Below are 20,145 nucleotides of genomic sequence, written 5' to 3' on the forward strand. Positions count from 1 at the left end.
CCGCCATGCGCCCCTTGCAATCTTTGACATGGCGCCTGACTCCTCACCATGCCTCGGACAAGCCGAGGTGGGTCCCGGGCGGCTCGCGGCGGCGGGTGACCCCGTCGCCGCGAGCCGAGATCATGAAGCTCCGGCCGGCCTGAAGCGGGCCGAGGCTGTGATCACTGGCGTTCGATGTTCGGGCTGTAGCCCTTGCGCGCCTCCGGGGGGCAGGTCGCGAAGCTGAAGCTGGGCGGGACGGTGACGTTCATCCAGCGGCCCCGCACGACCTTGTCGAACCCCCACGGGATGTCACACGTGAGTACGGCCCGGAACTGGCCGGTGCCCACGCTGCAGGTGGCGTAGCTCGACATGTTGGTGTTGTGGAAGTCGAAGCTGCAACTGGAGGGAACGGCCTGGGCGGGGTTCGAGAACCCGAGCACGGCCGAGGCGGCGGCACCGGCCACCAGCAGGCTGGCCAGACGAGATGAGCGGATTTTCATAGTTTCTGCCCCCAAGAGGTAGATCGTGTCGATGCCGCCGACAAAGCTACGAGATCAAGCTCGCCGTCACAATGCATGATCGTCAGCAAGACTCGACAGCACTGAGGCCCTCCGGACTACAAGATCTGCCATGGCGCCCACCCCCCCCCGCCGTGCTTCCGGCGACTCCTCCGCACCCCGAACGGGCTGGTCACACTGCTGAGAACCTGGTCCTCCCGGCGCGGGTCAGAACCTCTCGTCCAACCTCACCTCGCCCGCCACTGCCACCTGGTAAGCGGACACGCGGCGCTCGAAGAAGTTCGCGAGCTCCTGCACGTCCTGCAGTTCCATGAACGCGAACGGGTTCGCGGTGCCGTAGCGCCGGGGCAGGCCGAGCCGCGCCAGCCGCTGGTCGGCGACGTACTCCAGGTAGGCGCGCATCTGCCCGGCGGACATCCCGGGCATGCCGTCGCCGCACAGGTCGCGGGCGAAGGCCAGCTCGGCGGCGACCGCCTCCTCCAGCATGTGGCCGACCTGCTCGCTCAGCTCGTCGTCGAACAACTCGGGCTCCTCGGCCCGTACGGTGTCGACGACGCCGAACGCGAACTCCATATGCAGGGACTCGTCGCGGAACACCCAGTTCGTCCCGGTGGCCAGCCCGCCGAGCAGGCCCCGCGAGCGGAACCAGTAGACGTACGCGAACGCCCCGTAGAAGAACAGCCCCTCGATGCAGGCGGCGAAGCAGATGAGGTTGAGCAGGAACCGCCGCCGGTCGCCGGCGCTCTCCAGGCGCCGCAGGTCGCCGATCGAGTCGATCCACCGGAAGCAGAACTCGGCCTTGGCCCGGATCGACGGGATGTGCTCGATCGCGGCGAACGCCCTGATCCGCTCGTCCGGGTCGGGCAGGTAGGTGTCGAGCAGCGTCAGGTAGAACTGCACGTGCACGGCCTCCTCGAACAGCTGCCTGCTCAGATAGAGCCGCGCCTCGGGGGCGTTGAGATGCTGGTAGAGGTTGAGCACGAGGTTGTTGGCGACGATCGAGTCACCGGTGGCGAAGAACGCGACCAACCGGTTGATCAGGTGCCGCTCCTGGGCGGTCATCCTGGTCAGGTCGGCGAGGTCGGCGTGCAGGTCCACCTCCTCCACCGTCCAGGTGTTGCGGATGGCGGCCCGGTAGCGCTCGTAGAAGTCCGGGTAGCGCATCGGGCGCAGGGTGAGGTCCATGCCGGGGTCGAGAAGCACGGGCAGGTCTCCTTACTGGCAGGCGTCGCAGACGTCGGGGTTCTCCAGCGAGCAGGCCACCTGCTCGGCGGCGGGCCGGACGGTGGTCTGCGCGATGCGGGTGGCCGGGCGTGAGCGCAGGTAGTAGGTCGTCTTCAGGCCCTTCTTCCAGGCGTAGGCGTACATCGACGAGAGCTTGCCGATGGTGGGCGCGGCCATGAAGAGGTTGAGCGACTGCCCCTGGTCGACGTACGGCTGGCGGGCGGCGGCCAGGTCGATGAGCGCCTTCTGCGGCAGCTCCCAGGCGGTCCGGTAGAGCAGCTTGAGGTCGTCGGGGACGCCGGGGAGGCCCTGCACGGACCCGTCCGCGCGCTTCAGCTCGTCGCGCGTCGCCCGCGTCCACAGCCCCCGCTCCCGCAGGTCGGCGACCAGATAGCGGTTGACCTGGAGGAACTCCCCCGACAGCGTCTCGCGCTTGAACACGTTGGACACCTGCGGCTCGACGCACTCGTAACAGCCGGCGATGGAGGCGATGGTGGCGGTCGGCGCGATGGCGATCAGGAGCGAGTTGCGCAGCCCGGTCGCGGCGATCTTCTCGCGCAGCGCCGCCCAGCGCGGCGAGCCCGCCGCGCCGTAGTGGTCAGGGTGCAGCACGCCCAGCGCGGCGCGGGTCTCGTCGTACGCGGGATGCCGCCCCCGCTCGGCCGCCAGGCCGGCCGAGGTGTCGTAGGCGGCCAGCGCGATCTCCTCGGCGATCCGGGTGGACAGCTCCAGCGCCCCGGGCGAGTCGAACGGGAGCCGGAGCGCGAAGAACACGTCGGCCAGCCCCATCACGCCGAGCCCGATCGGCCGCCACCGCCGGTTGGCCGTCTCGGCTTCGGGCGTCGGGTGGAAGCCGAGGTCGATGGTGCGGTCGAGGAAGCGCACGGCCGTCCGGACGGTGGCGCGCAGCCGCTCCCAGTCCAGGCCGTCACGGCCGTCCAGGTGGGCGGCGAGGCTGACGGAGCCGAGGTTGCACACCGCGGTCTCGGCGTCGCTGGTGATTTCCAGGATCTCGGTGCACAGGTTGGAAAGGTGGATGACGTTACCCGGCCTGGCGGTCTGGTTGGAGGTGCGGTTGGCCGCGTCCTTGAACGTCATCCAGCCGTTGCCGGTCTGGGCGAGCGTCCTCATCATCCGGCCGTACAGGGTCCTGGCCGGGAGCCGGCGGACGTGCCTGCCCTCGGCCTCGTAGGCCCGGTAGGCGCGGGTGAACGCCTCGCCGTGCAGGTCGGGCAGGTCGGGGACCTCCTTGGGGTCGAACAGCGACCACATCGCGTCGTCCTCGACGCGGCGCATGAACTCGTCCGGCACCCAGTTGGCCAGGTTGAGGTTGTGGGTGCGGCGGGCGTCCTCGCCGGTGTTGTCGCGCAGTTCCAGGAACTCCTCGATGTCGGCGTGCCAGGTCTCCAGGTAGACGCAGGCGGCCCCCTTGCGCCGGCCGCCCTGGTTGACCGCGGCGACCGAGGCGTCGAGGGTGCGCAGCCACGGCACGATGCCGTTGGAGTGGCCGTTGGTGCCCCGGATCAGCGAGCCGCGCGAGCGGACCCGGGTCCAGGAGACGCCGATGCCGCCCGCGTACTTGGACAGGCGGGCGATCTGACCGTACCGGTCGTAGATCGCCTCCAGCTCGTCGCGCGGCGAGTCGAGCAGGAAGCACGACGAGAGCTGCGGGCGGGGCGCGCCCGCGTTGAACAGCGTCGGCGAGCTGGGCAGGTAGGCGAACGTGGACATCAGCCGGTAGAGCTCCGCGGCCTCGGCGACGGTCTCCGACAGCCCGCAGGCGACCCGCAGGAAGAAGTGCTGGGGCCGCTCCAGCACGGCCCGGGTGACCGGGTGGCGCAGCAGGTAGCGGTCGCGGACGGTGCGCAGGCCGAAGTACTCGAAGCGGTCGTCCGCCTCGGCGCTGATCAGCGCGTCCAGGTCGGCGGCGTGCGCGGCGACGAACTCCGCCAGCCCGTCCTGGAGCAGGCCGGCCGCGTGGGCGGCGGCGATCGACTCGGAGAACGACCGCACCCCGTGCGCCGCCGCCTCCTCGGCGATCTCCTCGGCGAGCAGCCCCGCGGCCACCCGCGAGTTCGCCGGATCCTCGATCACCCGGGCGGCGGCCTCCTCGATGGCCTGCCGCCGGTCATCTTCGACGAGCTGTGTCACGTGCTCTCTCCTCGCGAGCTCATCCCCGTGAGGGGCACGCGAGAGCACGGCGGCGCGCGCCGCTACGCCCCCGGGCCCTCCCTCGAGGCCCTGGACCTGGTCCATCGCCGGCAGGTCTTCGGGCTCGCGGGCGTACGGCACATGCCTACTGGCCGTCGCTTCCCGGATCTCTCCAGTGCTCGTTGACGGCGGTCGTTCCCGCTCACCGCTGCGGGGCAGCCCCGGAATCGCACCGGGTTCCCTTTTGCTCCGCCCCGGGCAGGGGCGAACCGGCGAACGATCGAGATCCTACATCTAGTGGCTGATCGCGCAACCACCACATCATGTTGTGCCCTTGCCGCTTCCGAGGAGGCCGAGGTCGCGGAGCACGGCCCTGGTGCGGCGGACTTCCGAGGCGGCCCAGGCGGCGAAGCGGTCGCCTCCCAGCGGGATCGGCGTCCAGCCGCCCTCCCGGCAGGCCTGCCGCCAGCCGGGCGAGCCCGCCACCTCCTCGCACATGCCGACGGCCGCGTCCCGGGCCGCGGCCGGCATGTCGCCGGGGCCCACGGCGGCGCACCAGTTCGCGAAGTCCACCCGGACCCCGGACTCCAGCAGGCTGGGCGCGTCCAGGCCGGGGAAGCGGTCGGCGCAGGAGACGGCCAGCACCCGGACCCTGCCCCGGTCGATGTACGGACGCCAGCCGGCCAGCGGGCCCGTCGCGGCGGCGGCGCGCCCGGCGAGCAGCGCCCCGGCCGCCTCGTCGGCGCCGGGGTAGCCGGTGTAGTTCATCTGCCGGGTGTCGGCGCCGAGCCCCTGGGCGATGAGCCCGAACAGCAGGTGGTCGGGGGTGCCCTGCGGCCCGCCGGCCAGCGGGGTGCCCGCGGGGTCGGCGCGCAGGCGGGCGCCGAAGGCGTCGAACGCGGTGAAGCCCGAGTTCTGCGCCACCAGCACCACCTCGACCTCGCCGGCCAGCCGGGCGAGCGGGGTGACGCCGTGCAGGGGCGACTCGGCGGCGTTCAGCTCGGCGGCGGCGAGCGCGGGCAGCCCGATGATGGTGAGCGTGCTGACCGGCCCGGCCCCGCCGACCGGGTAGCCGGCCTCGCGGGCCGTGCGGGTGAACGCCTCGGCGACGCGCACCCACTGCTCGCTCGCGGCGTGGATCTCGTACGCGCCGGCGACGCGGTCCGCGGGCCGGTCGCCGCAGCCGGCGACGCAGGCGGCCACGCCCAGGCCCGCCGCCAGGAACCGCCTGCGCCGCATGACCCGCCTCCCCCGAAGTGTCCACTTCAGGTTATTGACAGATCACGCAGAGTTACACATGCCGGATATCACCTGCTAAGGCTTCCAGCCCATTCCGGCCAGCAGCGGCAGCCGGCTGCCGCCCACCAGGCGCGGCCGGTCCGGCCGCCACTCGTGGGCCTGCACCAGACCGGGCTCGACCATGACGAAGTCGCCGAAGAACGCCTGGATCTCCTCCGGAGACCGGCCGGTGCCGCCCGCCGGGGCGTCGCCCGACGAGGTGGCGTGCGCGATCGCCAGATGGCTGCCCGGGGCCAGCGCCTCGCGCAGTCCGGTGACCACGGCGTGCGGGTCCATGCTGTCGGGCACGAGGTGCAGCACCGACACCAGCAGCACCCCGACCGGCAGCTCCGGGTCGAGATGGCGGGCGGCGTCGTCCAGCATCCGGGCCGGGTCCAGCAGGTCGGCCTCCACGAAGACCGCACTGGCCCGCTCCCCCAGCAGCGCGCGTCCGTGCGCCGCCACCACCGGGTCGTGGTCGACGTAGACGACCCTGGCGTGCGGGACCACCTCGTGCACGTTGCCCTGGGTGGGCAGGCCGCTGCCCACGTCCAGGAACTGGGTGACGCCCTGCGCGGCGGCGTAGCGGACCGCGCGCTGGAGGAATCCCCTGGCGGCGCGCGCCAGCGGCACCGCCTCCGGTACCAGATCCGCCAGCCGGTCCAGGGCCTCGCGGTCGACCGCGAAGTTGTCCTTGCCGCCGAGCAGGTAGTCGTACATCCGGGCAAGATTGGGAGTGTCGGGGTCTAACTGGGGCACACTTCGACCCTAGGCGCTCCTCCTCCGGGGCGACACCGGCCGGATTCCGACTATGACCCAGCCGAACGGTAAGGGATTACTAACCCGCTCTTGCCGTTATTCCACCGTGACACTCTTGGCCAGGTTGCGCGGCTTGTCCACGTCCCTGCCGAGCGCCACCGCCGCGTGGTAGGCGAACAGCTGGAGCGGGATGGTGAGCAGGATCGGGTCCAGCTCGATCTCGTTCTTGGGCACCACGATGCAGTCCTCGGCCAGCTTGAGGTCAGGCTCGCGGTGGCCGACCATCAGCACGCTGCCGCCCCGGGCGCGGATCTCCCCGAGCGTGGTGAGGTTCTTGTCCAGCAGCTCGTCGTCGGGCACGATCGCCACCGTCGGCATGTCCGGGCCGATCAGCGCGAGCGGGCCGTGCTTGAGCTCGCTGGCGGGATAGGCCTCGGCGTGCACGTACGAGATCTCCTTGAGCTTCTGCGCGCCCTCGCGGGCCACCGGATAGCCGCGGACCCGGCCGACGAACATCATGCTCGCGTGCTTGGCGTACTTCTGCGCCAGCTCGGCGATCTTGTCGCCCTGGGCGAGGATCTCCCCGATCTGGTCGGGCAGCCTGCGCAGGCCCTCGCAGATGCGCCGGCCGTCGGCGGGCGACAGGTCGCGCACCCGGCCCAGGTGCAGCGCCAGCAGCGCGAACGCCATCGCCGTCGAGGTGAACGCCTTGGTCGAGGCCACCGACACCTCCGGGCCCGCGTGCAGGTAGACGCCGCCGTCGACCTCGCGGGCGATGGCGCTGCCGACCGCGTTGACGATGCCGATGACCCGGCCGCCCTTGCGCTTGAGCTCCTGCACCGCGGCGAGCGTGTCGTAGGTCTCGCCGGACTGGCTGATGGCGATGTAGAGCGTGTCCTGCTCGACGACGGGATTGCGGTAGCGGAACTCGCTGGCCGGCTCGGCGTCGGCCGGGATGCGGGCCAGCTCCTCGATGAGCTGGGCGCCGATCTGACCGGAGTAGTACGCCGAACCGCAGCCGATGACCTTCACCCGGCGGAACGAACGCGTCTCGCGGGCGTCCATGTTGAGCCCGCCCAGATGGGCCACGTTGAACCGCTCGTCCAGCCGGCCGCTCATCGTGCGGGCCGTGGTCTCGGGCTGCTCGGAGATCTCCTTGAGCAGGTAGTGCTCGTAGCCGCCGGTGTCGTAGTGGCCGGCGTCCCAGTCGACGGTCAGCGGCTCCTTGGCCGTCTCGCGGGCGTCGCTGGCGAAGGTGTGGAACCCGTCGGCGCGCAGCACGGCCAGCTCGCCGTCCTCCAGGTGGACCACCTGGCGGGTGTAGCGGATGAGCGCGGCCACGTCGGAGGCGGCGAACATCTCCTTCTCGCCGATGCCGAGCACGATCGGGCTGCCGTTGCGGGCCACGACCACCTCACCCGGCCGCTCGGCGTCGATCACCGCGATCCCGTACGTGCCCACGATGCTCTTGAGCGACTTGCGTACGGCCTCCTCCAGGGAGTCGTTCTCGTCGACGGCGCGGGCGATCAGATGGGCGAGCACCTCGGTGTCGGTGTCGGAGCGGAACTCCACCCCGTCGGCGACGAGCTTGGCCCGCAGCTCGTCGGCGTTCTCGATGATGCCGTTGTGCACCACCGCGATGCGCTCGTCCGCCGACAGGTGCGGATGCGCGTTCACGTCGCTGGGCGCGCCGTGCGTGGCCCACCGGGTGTGACCGATGCCCAGGGCGCCCTTGAACCTGGCCGGCACCACCTTGGCCAGGTCGGCGACCCTGCCCTTGACCTTGCGGACCTTGAGCCCCTTGCTGGAGATCACGATCCCGGCCGAGTCGTAGCCGCGGTACTCCAGCCGCTGAAGCCCTTCGAGCAGGATCGGAGCCGCGTCCTTCGGCCCCACGTACGCGACGATTCCGCACATCCGAGTCTCCTATCCGTAGACGATCCGGCGCAGCTGACGCAGCGACAAGTCCGGGGCCGCCACCCGGCGGCCCCGGAGCTCGGCGGCGACCCTGGGAAAGATCTCGTCGTTGGTCAGACCGCGCGCCTTCAACTCCCCGTGACGACGGCGCACGAACTCCTCCGCCGACTCCGAGAAGTACGCGAGCACGTCGGCCACCACGCGCGCCGCCTCACCGGACCCGAGCGGGCTCGTCCGGGTGAGGTGAACGATGAGGTCCTCGTAGGGATGCCGCGCCGTAGACACAGACGAGGACATTACGCAGATGGAACGAGACACGCCAACATCCTGCCCGATATCGGGCAGAAATTAGCTCTATTGGTCATCCCACTTCTCCCATACGGCGCGCCGGGCGGCCTTCGGCAGATGTCGTGTTCCCCTGGGAATGGTCACGAGCCGTGCTCGTTCCGTACCACCGCGTGGAGGTCCCGTCATGCTGCTGCAGGTCGCCGTCGCCGCCGTCGTCCTGGCCGGCCAGCCGGAAGGGCGCCAGGACGACTTCGCCTCGGCGGCCCGGCTTCACGGGGTGCCGGTCAGCGTGCTGCTGGGCGTGTCGTACCTGCAGTCCCGCTGGGACACGCATCCGGGCGAGCCGTCCACTGCGGGCGGCTTCGGCCCGATGCACCTGCTCGACCCGTCGCTCGCCACGGCCTCCGCGCCCCGCTCCGGCGGCCGGACGGACGGCGTGGTCCCGCGCGCCGCCGCCCCCGGCCACGCCCACGGCGACGCCCGCGGCGACTCCGCCCGCCCCCCGCGCACCGACCCCCTCCACGCCGGCCCCCGCCACCCGCACCCCGACCCCGTTGCCACCCGCACCCGCCACCCGCACCCCGACCCCGCCGGTCTTCGTTCACCGCGCACCGGCCCCCTCCACTCCGGTCTTCTGATGCCGGGCTCGCGCGGTGCTGGCGCCTCTGATGGGCCGGGGTCCGCGCCACGGGGAGCCACTCTGGCCGAGGCCGCGCGGCTGACCGGGGTCGACGCCGAGCGACTGCGCCGCGAGCCCGCCGCCAACATCGAGGGCGGCGCCGCACTCCTCGCCTCCTACCAGGGCGCCCCCAGCGCCGACCCCGGCCGCTGGCACGCCGCCATCGCCCGGTACGGGGGCTCGCGCGCGTTCGCCGACGAGGTCCTGCGGGTGATCCGCACCGGCGCGGCCCGCCGCGCGGACGACGGCTCGGTGGTCCGGCTGACCGCCCACCCCGGGCTCCGCTCCCCCCGCCGCGCCGCCCCGCCGTCGAACGGGGCCGAGTGCCCGCGCAAGCTGGCGTGCCGGTGGCTGCCCGCCGCGTACGCCAGGACCGGCGGCGCGGACTACGGCAACCACGACCGCCTCGCACGCCCCCGCCGCGTCGGCTACATCGTCATCCACGACACCGAGGGCCCCTTCCGGGGCATCCCCCGCCTGATCCGCGACCCCGAGTACGTGAGCTGGCACTACACGATCCGCTCCCGCGACGGGCACGTCGCCCAGCACGTGAAGACGCGCGACATCGCCTGGCACGCCGGCAACTGGGACGTCAACGCCCGCTCCGTCGGCATCGAGCACGAGGGCTACCTGGCCGCGGGCGGCACCTGGTACACCGAGGCGATGTACCGCGCGTCGGCCCGGCTGGTCCGCCACCTGGCCGCCGAGCACGACATCCCGCTGGACCGGGCGCACGTCCTCGGCCACGACAACGTCCCCGGCACCACCCCGGGCACGCTGCCCGCCATGCACGAGGACCCCGGCCCGTACTGGGACTGGGCCCACTACTTCGACCTCCTGGGCGCCCCCTTGGAGCCACGCGGCGGAGACGAGGACGAGCGCCCGCCCCCACGGCTGGCCTCCCCGCGCGGCCACACCGGCCCCGCACACGACCGCCCCGTACGCGGGCGCTCCGCGAGCCACAGGGCCGGAAGCGCGCGGTTCGTGACCACCGGGACCGGACGCGCGCCGTCCGGACGCGGGCGGGTGGTGGTGATCCTTCCTGAGTACGACGAGCACCGGCCGCGTTTCACCGGGTGCGAGCGCGGCAGGCCCGCGCGCCCGTGCCCGCCGCGGGGCGCGTCGACGGTGTGGCTGCGGACGGCGCCGCGCCATGACGCGCCGCTGGTGGACGACATCGGCAAGCGCGTCGGCCGGCCCAGCACGTACAGCGTCTACGACCACAGCGCCCGCGCCTCCGCCGGTCAGCGGTTCGCGGTCGCCGGGCGGCACGCCGGGTGGCAGGCCATCTGGTATCTCGGCCGCAGGGCCTGGTTCCACGACCCGTACGAGCGCCCGACCGCCGTCCGCGCCCGCGGCCCCATGGCGGTCCCGCGCAGGACGGGCGTCCCGGTGTACGGGCGCGCGTACCCGGAGAAGGCCGCCTACCGCGGCACGGGCGTCGCCTACCAGCGCCACGTCGCGCTCCCGTACCGGATCGGCCCCGGCCAGGCGTACACGGTCGGCGGCACGCTGACCGGGTCCTACCTCTCGGCCGGGTACCGGCCCGCGAGACACGTCACGGTCACGGGCCGCCGGCGCTACCACCAGATCCAGCTCGGCCACCGGGTGGCGTTCGTCAAGGCGGAGGACGTCCGTCTGATCCGCTGAATTTCGCCCTGAGAGCCGTTCCATGCGCACAGGCACTCCGGGAAGGCGATATGGTTTTCCTCGTAACCGGCCGGTGCCGGAGACACGCGGAAGTGGCTCAGGGGTAGAGCATCACCTTGCCAAGGTGAGGGTCGCGGGTTCGAATCCCGTCTTCCGCTCGGAGTTCCAACTCCTGGTGGAGTGGCCGAGAGGCGAGGCAGCGGCCTGCAAAGCCGTCTACACGGGTTCAAATCCCGTCTCCACCTCGGTGCGTTCGGTGGATCCCCCCGGATCCGCTAAGGTAAGAGCAACGCCATGCGGAAGTGGCTCAGGGGTAGAGCATCACCTTGCCAAGGTGAGGGTCGCGGGTTCGAATCCCGTCTTCCGCTCTGAGTGACAACTCAATACGGACGATTAGCTCAGCGGGAGAGCGCTTCCCTGACACGGAAGAGGTCACTGGTTCAATCCCAGTATCGTCCACCGTCTCACCGAGCCCCGGATTCCGGCGAATGCCAGGATCCGGGGTTTTCTGTCGTTCAGGATTCATGATCCCAGCATCATGAGTCCTATGATCACCGTGCGCATGAACGACGCCGCCGCCCGCCTCGTCCCGATGAGCGACCCCGGTGGGTTCGATCCTCCAGGCGGTCTCGCCCCCCGTCTCCGCGCGTTCGCCGGGCAGGGCATCGTCCGTCACGGCAGGGTCCTCACCTGGGCCCGGTCCGCGCGGGGTCCCCACGAGGCGGCCCCGTCCCGCGACCTCACCGGCTGGGAGTGCTGGCACAATGCGTTCCATCTGGAGGACTTCGTACCGGTCGAGTCCGCCGTGGTCGACGGCGCGCCGGTGATCGGCGAAGGGGAGCAACGCGTCCTTCTGCGCCATGGTCTCGCCGCCGCCATGGAGGTCGCGCGGCTGGTCCGCGCGCTCAGCCCGCTCGTTCCGGTGCGCTGCATCCTGAGCGCGAACGAGACCGGGGCCACCTTCAGGTTCCACGCGATCAGGGCGGGCGAGTCCTGGCACGATCCCGATCTCGACACCTATCGCCTGGAGAAGATGATCGTGGTCGACGTCGAGCCGGCGGGAGACATTGGAGGCGGGCATGCCTGATGATTACGCTCTGTTTACCGTAGGCCCGGTTTTTGGCGGATTCAGTCACCCTGTGTGCATAAGGGTCCCCTGAGCGGGTAGCGCGCTGACATTAGCTCCTCGGAGGGGGAAACCGTGGACATCAACATAGGCCAGGGCCTATCGGATGCCTGGCGAATGATCGCGACGTTCGTTCCCAGGCTGATCGCGTTCCTGGTCATACTCATCATCGGCTGGATCGTGGCCAAGCTTCTGGAGAAGGTCGTCGACAAGATCCTGGAGCGTGTCGGGTTCGACCGGGCGGTCCAGCGCAGCGGCGTGCAGCGGTGGCTGGAGCGCAGCCGGTACGACGCGAGCAGCCTGCTGGCCAGGATCGTCTTCTATGGGATCATCCTGGTCACCCTGCAGATCGCGTTCAGCGTGTTCGGGCCGAACCCGATCTCGTCGCTGCTGACGGCAGTGGTGGCGTGGCTGCCGCTGGCGATCGTGGCCATCGTGATCATCGTGGTGACGGGGGCCATCGCCAGGGCGGTCGGCGACATCGTCAGGGGGGCCCTCGGCGGGCTGTCGTACGGCCGATTCCTGGCCGTGGTCGCCGAGATCTTCATCTGGGCGCTGGGCATCATCGCCGCGCTCAACCAGATCGGCGTGGCGACGGCGGTCACCACCCCGGTCCTCATCGCGGCGCTCGCCACGATCGGCGCGATCGCGGCCATCGGGATCGGCGGCGGGCTGGTGCGGCCCATGCAGCAGCGGTGGGAGCGCTGGCTCGACAGGATCGAGGAGGAGGCGCCGCACGCCAGGGCGCACGCGGAGGCGTACCAGCGCGGCCGCGGGCACGCCCAGGACATGACGCAGGAGGAGATGGCCCAGCGCGGCACGTCCGAGCAGCGGATCACGCCGTCGACGGGCACCGGGACGGTCGGCTCCACCCGGCCGGACATCCGCGAGCCCTGACAGGCCCGCCCTCCGGGAAGCGGGGGCGGCCGAGCCATCCGGCACGGCCGCCCTCGCCGCAGGTCTCACCCACCGCGGAACCGCGGGGACGTGCCGGACACGGGGAGACGGGCCGGGGTCAGGCGGGGAGGTCGCCGGTGAGGAAGCCGTGCTCGCGGGCGAGCCAGCACGCGGCCGTGAGCCGGAGCGCGGGAGGGTCGTGCGGGCCGTGGAAGGCCCACTCCCGTTCCCTCAGCACGTCCAGGAAGCCCAGCACGTAGTCGCCCAGGGTCTCGGAGTCGACGGGGATCGTGTCCCGCAGGACCGCGACATGCTGGTCCACCGCCGCCACCAGCCCGGGATCGGTGCCCATTCTGGCGAACTGGTCCCGGCCGAGCGTGCTCATCACCCACTGCAGGGGCGCGGCCGCCCATCCATCCTCGAAATCCACCTTTAAACTCTAATCCACCACAAAACCCCTTTACTCTTCGGCGTCAAGGTCCGCGAGGGCGCGCTGCGCCACCGCGAAGGCCGAGTTCGCCGCCGGGACCCCGCAGTAGACGGCGGTCTGCAGCAGCACCTCCTTGATCTCGTCGCGGGTGAGCCCGTTGCGCAGCGCCGCCCGTACGTGCATCCCGAGTTCCTCCAGGTGCCCGCGCGCCACCAGCGCGGTGAGCGTGACCAGGCTGCGGGCGCGCCGGTCGAGGCCCGGCCGGTTCCAGATCTCGTCCCACGCGTAGCGGGTGATGAAGTCCTGGAAGTCGCGGGTGAAGTCGGTGGTCCGGGCGCTGGCCCGGTCGACGTGCGGGCCGCCGAGCACCTCACGCCGGGTCCGCATCCCGTCGGCCCGGCTCGCGCCCGCCGGCTTGCCCACGCCCGCCGGCCAGGTGCCGGACAGGTGCCGCAGCATCGCGGCGGTCACCGGGCCGGGACGCTCGACGCCGGCCAGATGGGAGGCGCCGGGGACTGTGGCGAGCAGAGCCCCGGGGATGCCGGTGGCCAGGGTGAGCGCGTGTTCCAGAGGCGTCGCCGGATCGTCGGTCCCCGCGACGACCAGCGTGGGCGCGGCGATCTCCGGCAACCTGGCCCGCAGGTCGAACCCTGCCAGCGCCTCGCAGCAGGCGGCGTAGGACTCGTCGTCCACCTGGTCGAGCCGGTCGATGATCCAGCTTCCGTCGTAGCCCTCGGTGAACCAGCGCGAGGCCAGCGCCGGCGCCAGCGACCGCACTCCCTCGGCCCGTACCAGCGCCGCCCGCTCCAGCCACGGCCCCGGCTCGCCGAACCGGGCCGACGAGCAGCACATGACCAGGCTCCGTACCCGCTCGGGGGCCTTGAGCGCGACGGTCGCGGCGATCGCGCCGCCGACCGAGATCCCGCCGACGGCGAAGTGCGGCTCGCCGGCCAGGTCGAGCACGGCCCGGGCCAGGTCGTCGAGCGTGAACCCGCCGGCCGCGGGCGAGCCGCCGTGTCCCGGCAGGTCGTACCGGAGCACCCGCCAGCGCTCGGTCAGCGCGGGCAGCTGGGGCTGCCAGACGTCCATGGTGGTGCCCAAAGACGGGCCGAGCACGAGCAGCGGCCCGCAGCCGGGGCCGTCGACGCGATGATGCAGCTTCACGGGGTTCCTTGTCTGTCTCGGTACGCGGCCAGGACACGGTCGACGAGGTCCGGGGCCGCGCCCAGGTACGCGGCGGGGTCCAGCAGGGCGGCGGGGGCCTCCAGCGGGCCGTCCCGCCGGAGCGTCTCGGTGAGCGCGTCCGCGCCGAGGTGGGCGGCCAGGCGTTCGGAGACGAGGCGGCCGCCGGTGAGGCCGGTGTTGGCGCTCATCCGGTCGGGGAAGACCCGGAGGCCGGCCATCAGCTCCGCGGCGGTCTCGGCGGCGCCGCCGGTCAGGCGCAGGCACTCGCGCAGCGGGCTCCACTCGGCCTGCCAGGCGCCCGCCGCGCGTTCGTGCTCCCCCACCTGGGCCAGCGCCTGCGCGTGCCCGGGGACCTGAAGGGAGGCGGCGCGGACGAGCACGGACAGGGCGGGGTTGCGTTTGTGCGGCATCGCCGACGAGCCGCCTGGGGCCGCCTCGGCCACCTCGGCGACCTCCGTCTGGGACAGGAGGATGACGTCGGCGGCCGGCTTGCCGAGCGCTGTCGCCACCCCGGCCAGCGCCGCCCCCAGCTCCGCGACGACCGACCGCTCGGCGTGCCACGGGATCGCCGGCGCCGCCAGGCCGGTCTCCTCGGCGAACAGCTCCACGACGGCCAGAGCCCGTCCGGCCGCCTCTCTCGGTACCTCGCCGCTTCCCGGAGAGGTGGCGGCCGCCTCGGTGAGGGCGCTGAGGGTGCCGGCGGCGCCGCCGAGCTGGGCGGGCAGCGGCACGGCCGCCAGGCGGTCGCGGGCGCGCAGGACGCCGGCCAGCCAGGTCGCCGCCTTCAGCCCGAACGTCGTGGGCACCGCGTGCTGGCCCAGGGTGCGGGCGGCCATCAGCGTGTCGCGGTGCCGTCCGGCCAGCCGCGCCAGCGAGTCCATGACGTCGCCGAGGTCCTCCAGGATGACCCCGGTCGCGCGGCGGGCGACCAGCATGGCGGCCGTGTCGAGGATGTCCTGGCTGGTGGCGCCCAGGTGGACGTGCGCGGCGGCGGGCTCGCCCACGGCCGCGCGCAGGTCCGACACCAGCGGCACGACGGGGTTGGCCGAGCGGCGGGCACGGCGGGCCAGCGCGGCCACGTCCACGTCCAGGGCCGCCGCCGCGCGCGCGATCGCCTCGGCCGCCGGGCGCGGCACCAGCCCCGCCCTGGCCTGGGCGCGAGCCAGGGCCGACTCCGCGTCCAGCATGGCCCGTACCCAGGCCTGGTCGCAGGTCAGCCTCTCGACGCGGACGCCCGCCCGCACCGGCGCCAGCAGCCCGGTGTCGAGCGAACCGGTGTCGAGCGAACCGGTGTCGAGCGAACCGGTGTCGAGCGAACCGGTGTCGAGCGGACCGGCCGATGGGCTGTCAGAAGTCAAGGAACACCGTCTCCCCCTCGCCCTGCAGGCGTACGTCGAACTCGTAGGTGTCCTCCTTCCCCAATGCGATGAGGGTCGAGCGTCTGGCCGGGTCGAGGCCGTCCAGCAGCGGGTCCGGCCGGTCCTCCAGGTACACCCGGGTCAGGACCGAGCGCAGCAGTCCTCGGGCGAAGATCTGCAAAGAGAGGTACGGCCCGTCGGGGCGCGCGGTTCGGAAGCGGTAGCGGCCGTCGGGGCCGGTGGCGCAGCGGCCGAACCCCGACACGCCGTCACCGTCACGGGTCAGCACGCCGCGCTCGCCGGTGCGGCCGAGCCAGAGCTCCAGCAGCGCGTCGGGGACGGGCTCGCCGGCGCCGTCCCGGACCCGGCCGGTCAGCGTGACCGCCCCCGGGTGCCCCTCCGGGACGAGCTCCCAGTCACGCGGGTACGGCAGCGCGTGGGCGAAGAACGGGCCGACGGTCTGGGAGGGGGTGACGGGCAGGGTCATCAGGGCTCCACGGGGGTACGGCCGAGCACGACGTCGAAGGTGTAGCCGAGGGCCCACTCGGGCTCGGTGACGTCGTGCGCGTACGAGGAGATGAGCCGCCGGCGGGCCGCCTCGTCGGGGATGGACTGCATGATCGGGTCGAACGGCATGAGCGGGTCGCCGGGGAAGTACATCTGGGTGACCAGCCGCTGGGTGAAGGCCGTGCCGAACACCGAGAAGTGGATGTGGGCGGGCCGCCAGGCGTTGGGGTGGTTGCGCCACGGGTACGCGCCGGGCTTGATCGTGACGAACCGGTAGTGGCCCTCGTCGTCGGTGAGGCAGCGGCCCGCGCCGGTGAAGTTCGGGTCGAGCGGGGCCGGGTGCTGGTCGCCCGCGTGCGCGTACCGGCCGGCCGCGTTGGCCTGCCAGACCTCGACCAGGGTGCCGCGGACGGGACGCCCGCCGGAGTCCAGGACGCGGCCGGTGACGATGATCCGCTCGCCGATCGGCTCGCCCTCGTGCTGCCGGGTCAGGTCGGCGTCCAGGGAGCCGACCTCCTGGTGCCCGAAGACGGGGCTGCTCAGCTCGATCGCGTCGGGGTCGGCCTTGAACGCCACGGGAGGCTGCGACGGGGCGCGCAGCACGGTGCTCCGATAGCCGGGAGAGAGGTAAGGGGGATGGGGCATGTCCGTCCTTCTGTCACCATTCGTAGCCGACGTAGTTCTCCGCCAAGGTGGTCGCCGCCGCCTCGGACGAGGTCACGTAGTCCAGGTAGGAGAGCTGCAGCCGCCGCCCGTAGGCGTCGTCGGAGTCGAAGGTGTGCAGCAGCGTCGTCATCCACCAGGAGAAGTGCTGGGCCCGCCAGACCCGCTTGAGGCAGGCGGCGGAGTAGCCGTCGAGCAGGCCGGCCGAGCCGTCGCGGAAGTACGCGGCCAGCGCCTCGGTCAGCACCCGCACGTCGGCGACGGCCAGGTTGAGCCCCTTGGCGCCGGTGGGCGGCACGATGTGGGCGGCGTCCCCGGCCAGGTAGAGCCGGCCGTACTGCATGGGCTCCACCACGTAGGAGCGCATCGGCGTGACACTCTTCTCCACGATCTCGCCGGTGGCCAGGGTGAAGCCCGGCACGGTCTCCAGGCGGGCCTTCAGCTCGTCCCAGACGCGCCCGTCCGGCCAGTCCTCGGCCACGGCGTCCGGCGGCACCTGGAGGTAGAAGCGGCTGAGGGTGGGCGAGCGCATGCTGTGCAGGGCGAAGCCGCGCTCGCCGCGGGCGTAGATGAGCTCCTCGGACGAGGGCGCGACCTGGGCGAGGATGCCGAGCCAGGCGAACGGGTACTCGCGTTCGTACGTGGTGAGCACGCCCTCGGGCACGGCCGGTCTGGAGACGCCGTGGAAGCCGTCGCAGCCGGCGATCACGTCGCAGTCGAGCCGTTCCCCGCCGAACGTCAGGTAGGGCCGGTCCTCCAGCGAGTGCAGCGCCACGTCCTCGACCTCGAAGCGGAGGTCGCCGCCCGCCTCCAGCCTGGCGGCGATGAGGTCCTTGACCACCTCCTGCTGCCCGTACACGGTGATGGCCCGGCCGGGCACCAGCTTCTCGAACGGGATGCGGTGGCCGGCGCCGCCGTACCGGAGTTCGATGCCGTGGTGGGGCAGCCCTTCGCGCAGCATGCGCTCGCCGACGCCCGCCGCGACGAGCGTGTCCACGGTGCCCTGCTCCAGCACCCCGGCGCGCACCCGCCGTTCGACGTAGTCGCGGCTGCGCCTCTCCAGCACCACCGAGGAGATGCCGCGCAGGTGGAGCAGGTGCGACAGGAGCAGCCCCGCGGGCCCCGCTCCGATGATCCCTACCTGAGTCCGCATGCCGAAAGCATCCTGCCTCCGCACCCCGGGTATCGAGGGAGCGCTTCCACTCAGCGGAAGAGCTTTGCGAGGATGGGCCCATGGCGGGCGGATCCCGGGAGCCGGGCAGGAGCGTGACGTCCAAGGTCCTGGCGATCCTGGGCGCGTTCGACGCCGCGCACCCGCGGCTGACGCTGACCGAGGTGGCGGCGCGCAGCGGGGTGCCGCTGACGACGGCTCACCGGCTGGTGGGCGAGCTGGAGCGGTGGCAGGCGCTGGGCCGCGGCCCCGACGGCCGGCTGAGCGTGGGGCTGCGCCTGTGGGAGCTGGGGCAGCTCGCGCCCGGCCGGCTGCAGGACGTGGCGCACCCGTGGCTGCAGGAGGTGTTCGCCGGCACCGGCGAGAACGTCCACCTGGCCGTCCGCGACGGCCTGGAGGTGCTGTACGTGGACAAGGTGTACGGGCGGCTGGCGGTGCCGATCGTGTCCAGGGCGGGCGGGCGGCTGCCGATGCACCCGACGGGGGTCGGCAAGGCGCTGCTGGCCCACGAGCCCGACTGGTTCGTCCGCGCCTACCTGGCCCGGGAGCTGGAGCGGCCCACGCCGCACACCATCACCGAGCCGGGTCGGCTGGCCAGGGAGCTGTCCGCGGTCCGCGCCCAGGGGTACGCGCTCACGTACGAGGAGATGACCCTGGGCTCCTGCTCGGCCGCCGCCCCGGTGTTCGTGGAGGGCCGGGCCGTCGCCGCTCTGGGCATCGTGCTCGCCTCCCGGCGGGCCCGCGAGCTGCCGCGGCTGGTGGACATCCTGCGCACGGCCGCGGCGGGCATCGCCGAGTCGTACGCCGCCACCGCCTGAATCCGCAGGTCAGGGGTAGGGGCCTGCCATGCGCATTCTGGTCACGGGAGCGGGCGGGACGCTGGGCAGAGCGGTCGTGCCCGCCCTGGTCAAGGCGGGCCACGAGGTCCGCGCGCTGGGCCGGCCGCCGGTGGGCGGCGGGGACGCCCGGTGGCTGCCCGGCGAGGCGGTGAAGGACGCCGTGCGCGGCTGCGACGCCGTCCTGCTGCTGCCGCGGCGGGACCCGGCGGCGGACCGCGCGGCGGTGGCGGCCTCGTGCGGAGCGGGCGTGCCGCACGTGCTGCGGGTGTCCGGGCCGGCGACGGGGCGGGCGCGCGAGCGCCTGGCCGACGCCGAGCGGCTCGTCAGGACGAGCGGCCTGCGCTGGACCGTGCTCCGCCACAGTCACCTGCACCAGTCGCTCGACCGGGCGCTGCGGGAACTGGCCGCCTCGGTGGTGCTGCCGGTGGACCCGTCGGTGCCCTGGCAGCCGGTCGACGCCCGCGAGGTGGCCGCCTACCTGGCCGGCCTGCTCATGGGCGAGCCGCGGCAGGCCGCTCTCGCGTACGGGGGACCCCAGGTGCTGACCACCCCGGAGCTGGTGGGGATCTGGCTGGAGGCGCGCGGGCTGCGCCGGCTCCGCCCGCGCGTGCGCTATCCCGGCAGGGCGATGGCCGAGCAGCGGGCGGGCCGGCTGCTGGTCAGGAACGCGCCGCTGGGCACCTGCACCTGGCGGGAGTGGCTGATGCCGACGCCGGTGCCGTCGGACGACTTCGCCGAGGAGCACACCGCGTCGCCGACGAGCCCGGCCAACCAGCCGGAGCGCGATCCGGATCTGCGGGTGTACGGGGGCGACGAGGGATACCAGCGGCAGACCCGGGCGTGACGTCGGCGTGCGCCCGTCTTGCTGGGGTTTCTCCGGGCCTGTACGGTCCTTACCGTTACACTGAACACCTTGTTCAGTACCGCCGACCGAGGGTTCGATGACGGAGCCAGAGACCGCCCGCCTGGGTGCGCGCATCCGGGCCTACCGGAACATGCGCCGCATGACCGTGCGCGGACTGGCCGTCGAGGCGAACGCGAGCCCGAGCTTCATCAGCCAGCTGGAACGCGGCCACAGCAGCGCCAGCATCGGCATGCTCAGGCGGATCGCCACGGCGCTGGGGCTGACCGTGGCCGACCTGTTCAACGAGGAGGACGAGCCCGGGCACCGCGTGCTGCGCCGTGCGGCCCGTCCCGAGTTACGCACCGCCCCCGGCACCCGCAAGTACCTGATCTCCCAGCGTCCCCTGCAGAACCTGGAGGTCTACGCGGGAGAGCTCGACCCGGGGACCTCGACCGGCGACGAGCCGTACGCCCACGGCGAGTCCCAGGAGATCCTCCTCGTGCTGCGCGGCCGGGTCACCGTCTGGCTCGGCCCGACCGGCTCGGCCTCCCCTCAGGTGCTCGGGCCGGGTGACAGCGTGGAGTACAGGACCTCGATCCCGCACCGCGTGGCCAACGAGGGCGACGAGCCGGCGGAGGTCATCTGGATGATCAGCCCGCCCACGCCCGCCTGAGCAACG

The 20,145-nt window shown here is 72.5% G+C and carries 19 protein-coding genes, 4 tRNA genes and 1 riboswitch; of the genes, 10 read left to right on the plus strand and 13 right to left on the minus strand.

The window, feature by feature from the left end; all coding sequences use genetic code 11:
• Nucleotides 1-161 precede the first annotated feature (161 nt).
• The 7 genes from ACQEUU_RS25875 to ACQEUU_RS25905 form a co-directional block, all read right to left on the minus strand.
• Nucleotides 162-482: a hypothetical protein gene (locus ACQEUU_RS25875; protein WP_433070505.1), complete on the minus strand. Its 321-nt coding sequence runs from the start codon at nucleotides 480-482 to the stop codon at nucleotides 162-164.
• Nucleotides 483-707: 225 nt separating this feature from the next.
• Nucleotides 708-1,703: a ribonucleotide-diphosphate reductase subunit beta gene (locus tag ACQEUU_RS25880; RefSeq protein WP_433070508.1), complete on the minus strand. Its 996-nt coding sequence runs from the start codon at nucleotides 1,701-1,703 to the stop codon at nucleotides 708-710.
• Between the two features lie 12 nt (nucleotides 1,704-1,715).
• Nucleotides 1,716-3,875 (minus strand): ribonucleoside-diphosphate reductase subunit alpha, encoded by a 2,160-nt coding sequence (locus ACQEUU_RS25885; RefSeq protein ID WP_433070511.1) that lies wholly within the window; start codon nucleotides 3,873-3,875, stop codon nucleotides 1,716-1,718.
• Between the two features lie 92 nt (nucleotides 3,876-3,967).
• A riboswitch (cobalamin riboswitch) is annotated at nucleotides 3,968-4,164 on the minus strand.
• Nucleotides 4,165-4,196: 32 nt separating this feature from the next.
• Nucleotides 4,197-5,114 carry a Bug family tripartite tricarboxylate transporter substrate binding protein gene (locus ACQEUU_RS25890; protein ID WP_433070513.1) on the minus strand — a complete coding sequence of 306 codons (918 nt, stop codon included), beginning with the start codon at nucleotides 5,112-5,114 and terminating at the stop codon, nucleotides 4,197-4,199.
• A 75-nt stretch (nucleotides 5,115-5,189) separates the two neighbouring features.
• Nucleotides 5,190-5,912 carry an SAM-dependent methyltransferase gene (locus ACQEUU_RS25895; RefSeq protein ID WP_433070516.1) on the minus strand — a complete coding sequence of 241 codons (723 nt, stop codon included), beginning with the start codon at nucleotides 5,910-5,912 and terminating at the stop codon, nucleotides 5,190-5,192.
• A 96-nt stretch (nucleotides 5,913-6,008) separates the two neighbouring features.
• The gene (gene glmS, locus ACQEUU_RS25900; RefSeq protein WP_433070518.1) at nucleotides 6,009-7,829 is read right to left on the minus strand and encodes a glutamine--fructose-6-phosphate transaminase (isomerizing); all 1,821 of its coding nucleotides are present in this window, start codon (nucleotides 7,827-7,829) and stop codon (nucleotides 6,009-6,011) included.
• 9 nt (nucleotides 7,830-7,838) lie between these two features.
• The gene (locus tag ACQEUU_RS25905; RefSeq protein WP_433070521.1) at nucleotides 7,839-8,114 is read right to left on the minus strand and encodes a hypothetical protein; all 276 of its coding nucleotides are present in this window, start codon (nucleotides 8,112-8,114) and stop codon (nucleotides 7,839-7,841) included.
• 187 nt (nucleotides 8,115-8,301) lie between these two features.
• Here ACQEUU_RS25905 and ACQEUU_RS25910 point away from each other — a divergent pair, with 187 nt between their 5' ends.
• The 7 genes from ACQEUU_RS25910 to ACQEUU_RS25940 all read left to right on the plus strand — a co-directional run bounded on the left by ACQEUU_RS25910 (nucleotide 8,302) and on the right by ACQEUU_RS25940 (nucleotide 12,469).
• Nucleotides 8,302-10,446 carry an N-acetylmuramoyl-L-alanine amidase gene (locus tag ACQEUU_RS25910; RefSeq protein ID WP_433070523.1) on the plus strand — a complete coding sequence of 715 codons (2,145 nt, stop codon included), beginning with the start codon at nucleotides 8,302-8,304 and terminating at the stop codon, nucleotides 10,444-10,446.
• An 86-nt stretch (nucleotides 10,447-10,532) separates the two neighbouring features.
• A tRNA-Gly gene (locus ACQEUU_RS25915) sits at nucleotides 10,533-10,604 on the plus strand.
• A 16-nt stretch (nucleotides 10,605-10,620) separates the two neighbouring features.
• Nucleotides 10,621-10,691 (plus strand) — tRNA-Cys (locus ACQEUU_RS25920).
• Between the two features lie 51 nt (nucleotides 10,692-10,742).
• Nucleotides 10,743-10,814: transfer RNA gene (locus ACQEUU_RS25925), tRNA-Gly, on the plus strand.
• A gap of 19 nt (nucleotides 10,815-10,833) precedes the next feature.
• Nucleotides 10,834-10,905 (plus strand) — tRNA-Val (locus ACQEUU_RS25930).
• 88 nt (nucleotides 10,906-10,993) lie between these two features.
• On the plus strand, nucleotides 10,994-11,533 hold the full coding sequence (locus tag ACQEUU_RS25935; protein WP_433070526.1) for a hypothetical protein: 540 nt from the start codon (nucleotides 10,994-10,996) through the stop codon (nucleotides 11,531-11,533).
• A gap of 156 nt (nucleotides 11,534-11,689) precedes the next feature.
• Nucleotides 11,690-12,469, plus strand: a complete 780-nt coding sequence (locus tag ACQEUU_RS25940; protein WP_433070529.1) for a mechanosensitive ion channel family protein — start codon at nucleotides 11,690-11,692, stop codon at nucleotides 12,467-12,469.
• A 118-nt stretch (nucleotides 12,470-12,587) separates the two neighbouring features.
• Here the strand turns inward: ACQEUU_RS25940 and ACQEUU_RS25945 are convergent, their stop codons facing one another.
• Genes ACQEUU_RS25945 through ACQEUU_RS25970 form a run of 6 tightly spaced genes read right to left on the minus strand, consistent with a single transcriptional unit; the run spans nucleotide 12,588 to nucleotide 17,765 of the window.
• Nucleotides 12,588-12,899, minus strand: a complete 312-nt coding sequence (locus ACQEUU_RS25945) for a DUF6401 family natural product biosynthesis protein (RefSeq protein ID WP_433070532.1) — start codon at nucleotides 12,897-12,899, stop codon at nucleotides 12,588-12,590.
• A gap of 30 nt (nucleotides 12,900-12,929) precedes the next feature.
• Nucleotides 12,930-14,063, minus strand: a complete 1,134-nt coding sequence (gene pcaC / locus ACQEUU_RS25950) for a 4-carboxymuconolactone decarboxylase (RefSeq protein WP_433070535.1) — start codon at nucleotides 14,061-14,063, stop codon at nucleotides 12,930-12,932.
• Nucleotides 14,060-15,442, minus strand: a complete 1,383-nt coding sequence (gene pcaB / locus ACQEUU_RS25955) for a 3-carboxy-cis,cis-muconate cycloisomerase (protein WP_433070538.1) — start codon at nucleotides 15,440-15,442, stop codon at nucleotides 14,060-14,062. Before pcaB ends, pcaC begins: the two co-directional genes overlap by 4 nt.
• The gene (locus ACQEUU_RS25960) at nucleotides 15,432-15,929 is read right to left on the minus strand and encodes a protocatechuate 3,4-dioxygenase subunit alpha (RefSeq protein WP_433070540.1); all 498 of its coding nucleotides are present in this window, start codon (nucleotides 15,927-15,929) and stop codon (nucleotides 15,432-15,434) included. The genes pcaB and ACQEUU_RS25960 overlap by 11 nt, the downstream gene beginning before the upstream one ends.
• On the minus strand, nucleotides 15,929-16,594 hold the full coding sequence (gene pcaH / locus ACQEUU_RS25965; protein ID WP_433070543.1) for a protocatechuate 3,4-dioxygenase subunit beta: 666 nt from the start codon (nucleotides 16,592-16,594) through the stop codon (nucleotides 15,929-15,931). The genes ACQEUU_RS25960 and pcaH overlap by 1 nt, the downstream gene beginning before the upstream one ends.
• 13 nt (nucleotides 16,595-16,607) lie before the next feature.
• Nucleotides 16,608-17,765: a 4-hydroxybenzoate 3-monooxygenase gene (locus ACQEUU_RS25970; RefSeq protein WP_433070546.1), complete on the minus strand. Its 1,158-nt coding sequence runs from the start codon at nucleotides 17,763-17,765 to the stop codon at nucleotides 16,608-16,610.
• Nucleotides 17,766-17,845: 80 nt separating this feature from the next.
• Here ACQEUU_RS25970 and ACQEUU_RS25975 point away from each other — a divergent pair, with 80 nt between their 5' ends.
• From ACQEUU_RS25975 to ACQEUU_RS25985, 3 genes are all read left to right on the plus strand, one after another.
• The gene (locus ACQEUU_RS25975) at nucleotides 17,846-18,601 is read left to right on the plus strand and encodes an IclR family transcriptional regulator (protein WP_433070549.1); all 756 of its coding nucleotides are present in this window, start codon (nucleotides 17,846-17,848) and stop codon (nucleotides 18,599-18,601) included.
• A gap of 28 nt (nucleotides 18,602-18,629) precedes the next feature.
• Nucleotides 18,630-19,466, plus strand: a complete 837-nt coding sequence (locus ACQEUU_RS25980) for an SDR family oxidoreductase (protein ID WP_433070552.1) — start codon at nucleotides 18,630-18,632, stop codon at nucleotides 19,464-19,466.
• Nucleotides 19,467-19,563: 97 nt separating this feature from the next.
• Nucleotides 19,564-20,139, plus strand: coding sequence for a helix-turn-helix domain-containing protein (locus ACQEUU_RS25985; protein ID WP_433070555.1), 576 nt, complete (start codon nucleotides 19,564-19,566; stop codon nucleotides 20,137-20,139).
• Nucleotides 20,140-20,145 lie beyond the last annotated feature (6 nt).

The sequence above is a fragment of the Nonomuraea sp. CA-218870 genome, assembly GCF_050936535.1.
Classification (GTDB): Bacteria; Actinomycetota; Actinomycetes; order Streptosporangiales; family Streptosporangiaceae; genus Nonomuraea; species Nonomuraea corallina.

What these genes read in the sequence shown, in the direction of transcription:
- ACQEUU_RS25875 (WP_433070505.1), bottom strand. Translation starts at nt 482, where the DNA reads ATGAAAATCCGCTCATCTCGTCTGGCCAGCCTGCTGGTGGCCGGTGCC.
- ACQEUU_RS25890 (WP_433070513.1), bottom strand. Translation starts at nt 5,114, where the DNA reads ATGCGGCGCAGGCGGTTCCTGGCGGCGGGCCTGGGCGTGGCCGCCTGC.
- glmS (WP_433070518.1), bottom strand. Translation starts at nt 7,829, where the DNA reads ATGTGCGGAATCGTCGCGTACGTGGGGCCGAAGGACGCGGCTCCGATC.
- ACQEUU_RS25910 (WP_433070523.1), top strand. Translation starts at nt 8,302, where the DNA reads ATGCTGCTGCAGGTCGCCGTCGCCGCCGTCGTCCTGGCCGGCCAGCCG.
- ACQEUU_RS25935 (WP_433070526.1), top strand. Translation starts at nt 10,994, where the DNA reads ATGATCACCGTGCGCATGAACGACGCCGCCGCCCGCCTCGTCCCGATG.
- ACQEUU_RS25940 (WP_433070529.1), top strand. Translation starts at nt 11,690, where the DNA reads ATGATCGCGACGTTCGTTCCCAGGCTGATCGCGTTCCTGGTCATACTC.
- ACQEUU_RS25960 (WP_433070540.1), bottom strand. Translation starts at nt 15,929, where the DNA reads ATGACCCTGCCCGTCACCCCCTCCCAGACCGTCGGCCCGTTCTTCGCC.
- pcaH (WP_433070543.1), bottom strand. Translation starts at nt 16,594, where the DNA reads ATGCCCCATCCCCCTTACCTCTCTCCCGGCTATCGGAGCACCGTGCTG.
- ACQEUU_RS25970 (WP_433070546.1), bottom strand. Translation starts at nt 17,765, where the DNA reads ATGCGGACTCAGGTAGGGATCATCGGAGCGGGGCCCGCGGGGCTGCTC.
- ACQEUU_RS25975 (WP_433070549.1), top strand. Translation starts at nt 17,846, where the DNA reads ATGGCGGGCGGATCCCGGGAGCCGGGCAGGAGCGTGACGTCCAAGGTC.
- ACQEUU_RS25980 (WP_433070552.1), top strand. Translation starts at nt 18,630, where the DNA reads ATGCGCATTCTGGTCACGGGAGCGGGCGGGACGCTGGGCAGAGCGGTC.
- ACQEUU_RS25985 (WP_433070555.1), top strand. Translation starts at nt 19,564, where the DNA reads ATGACGGAGCCAGAGACCGCCCGCCTGGGTGCGCGCATCCGGGCCTAC.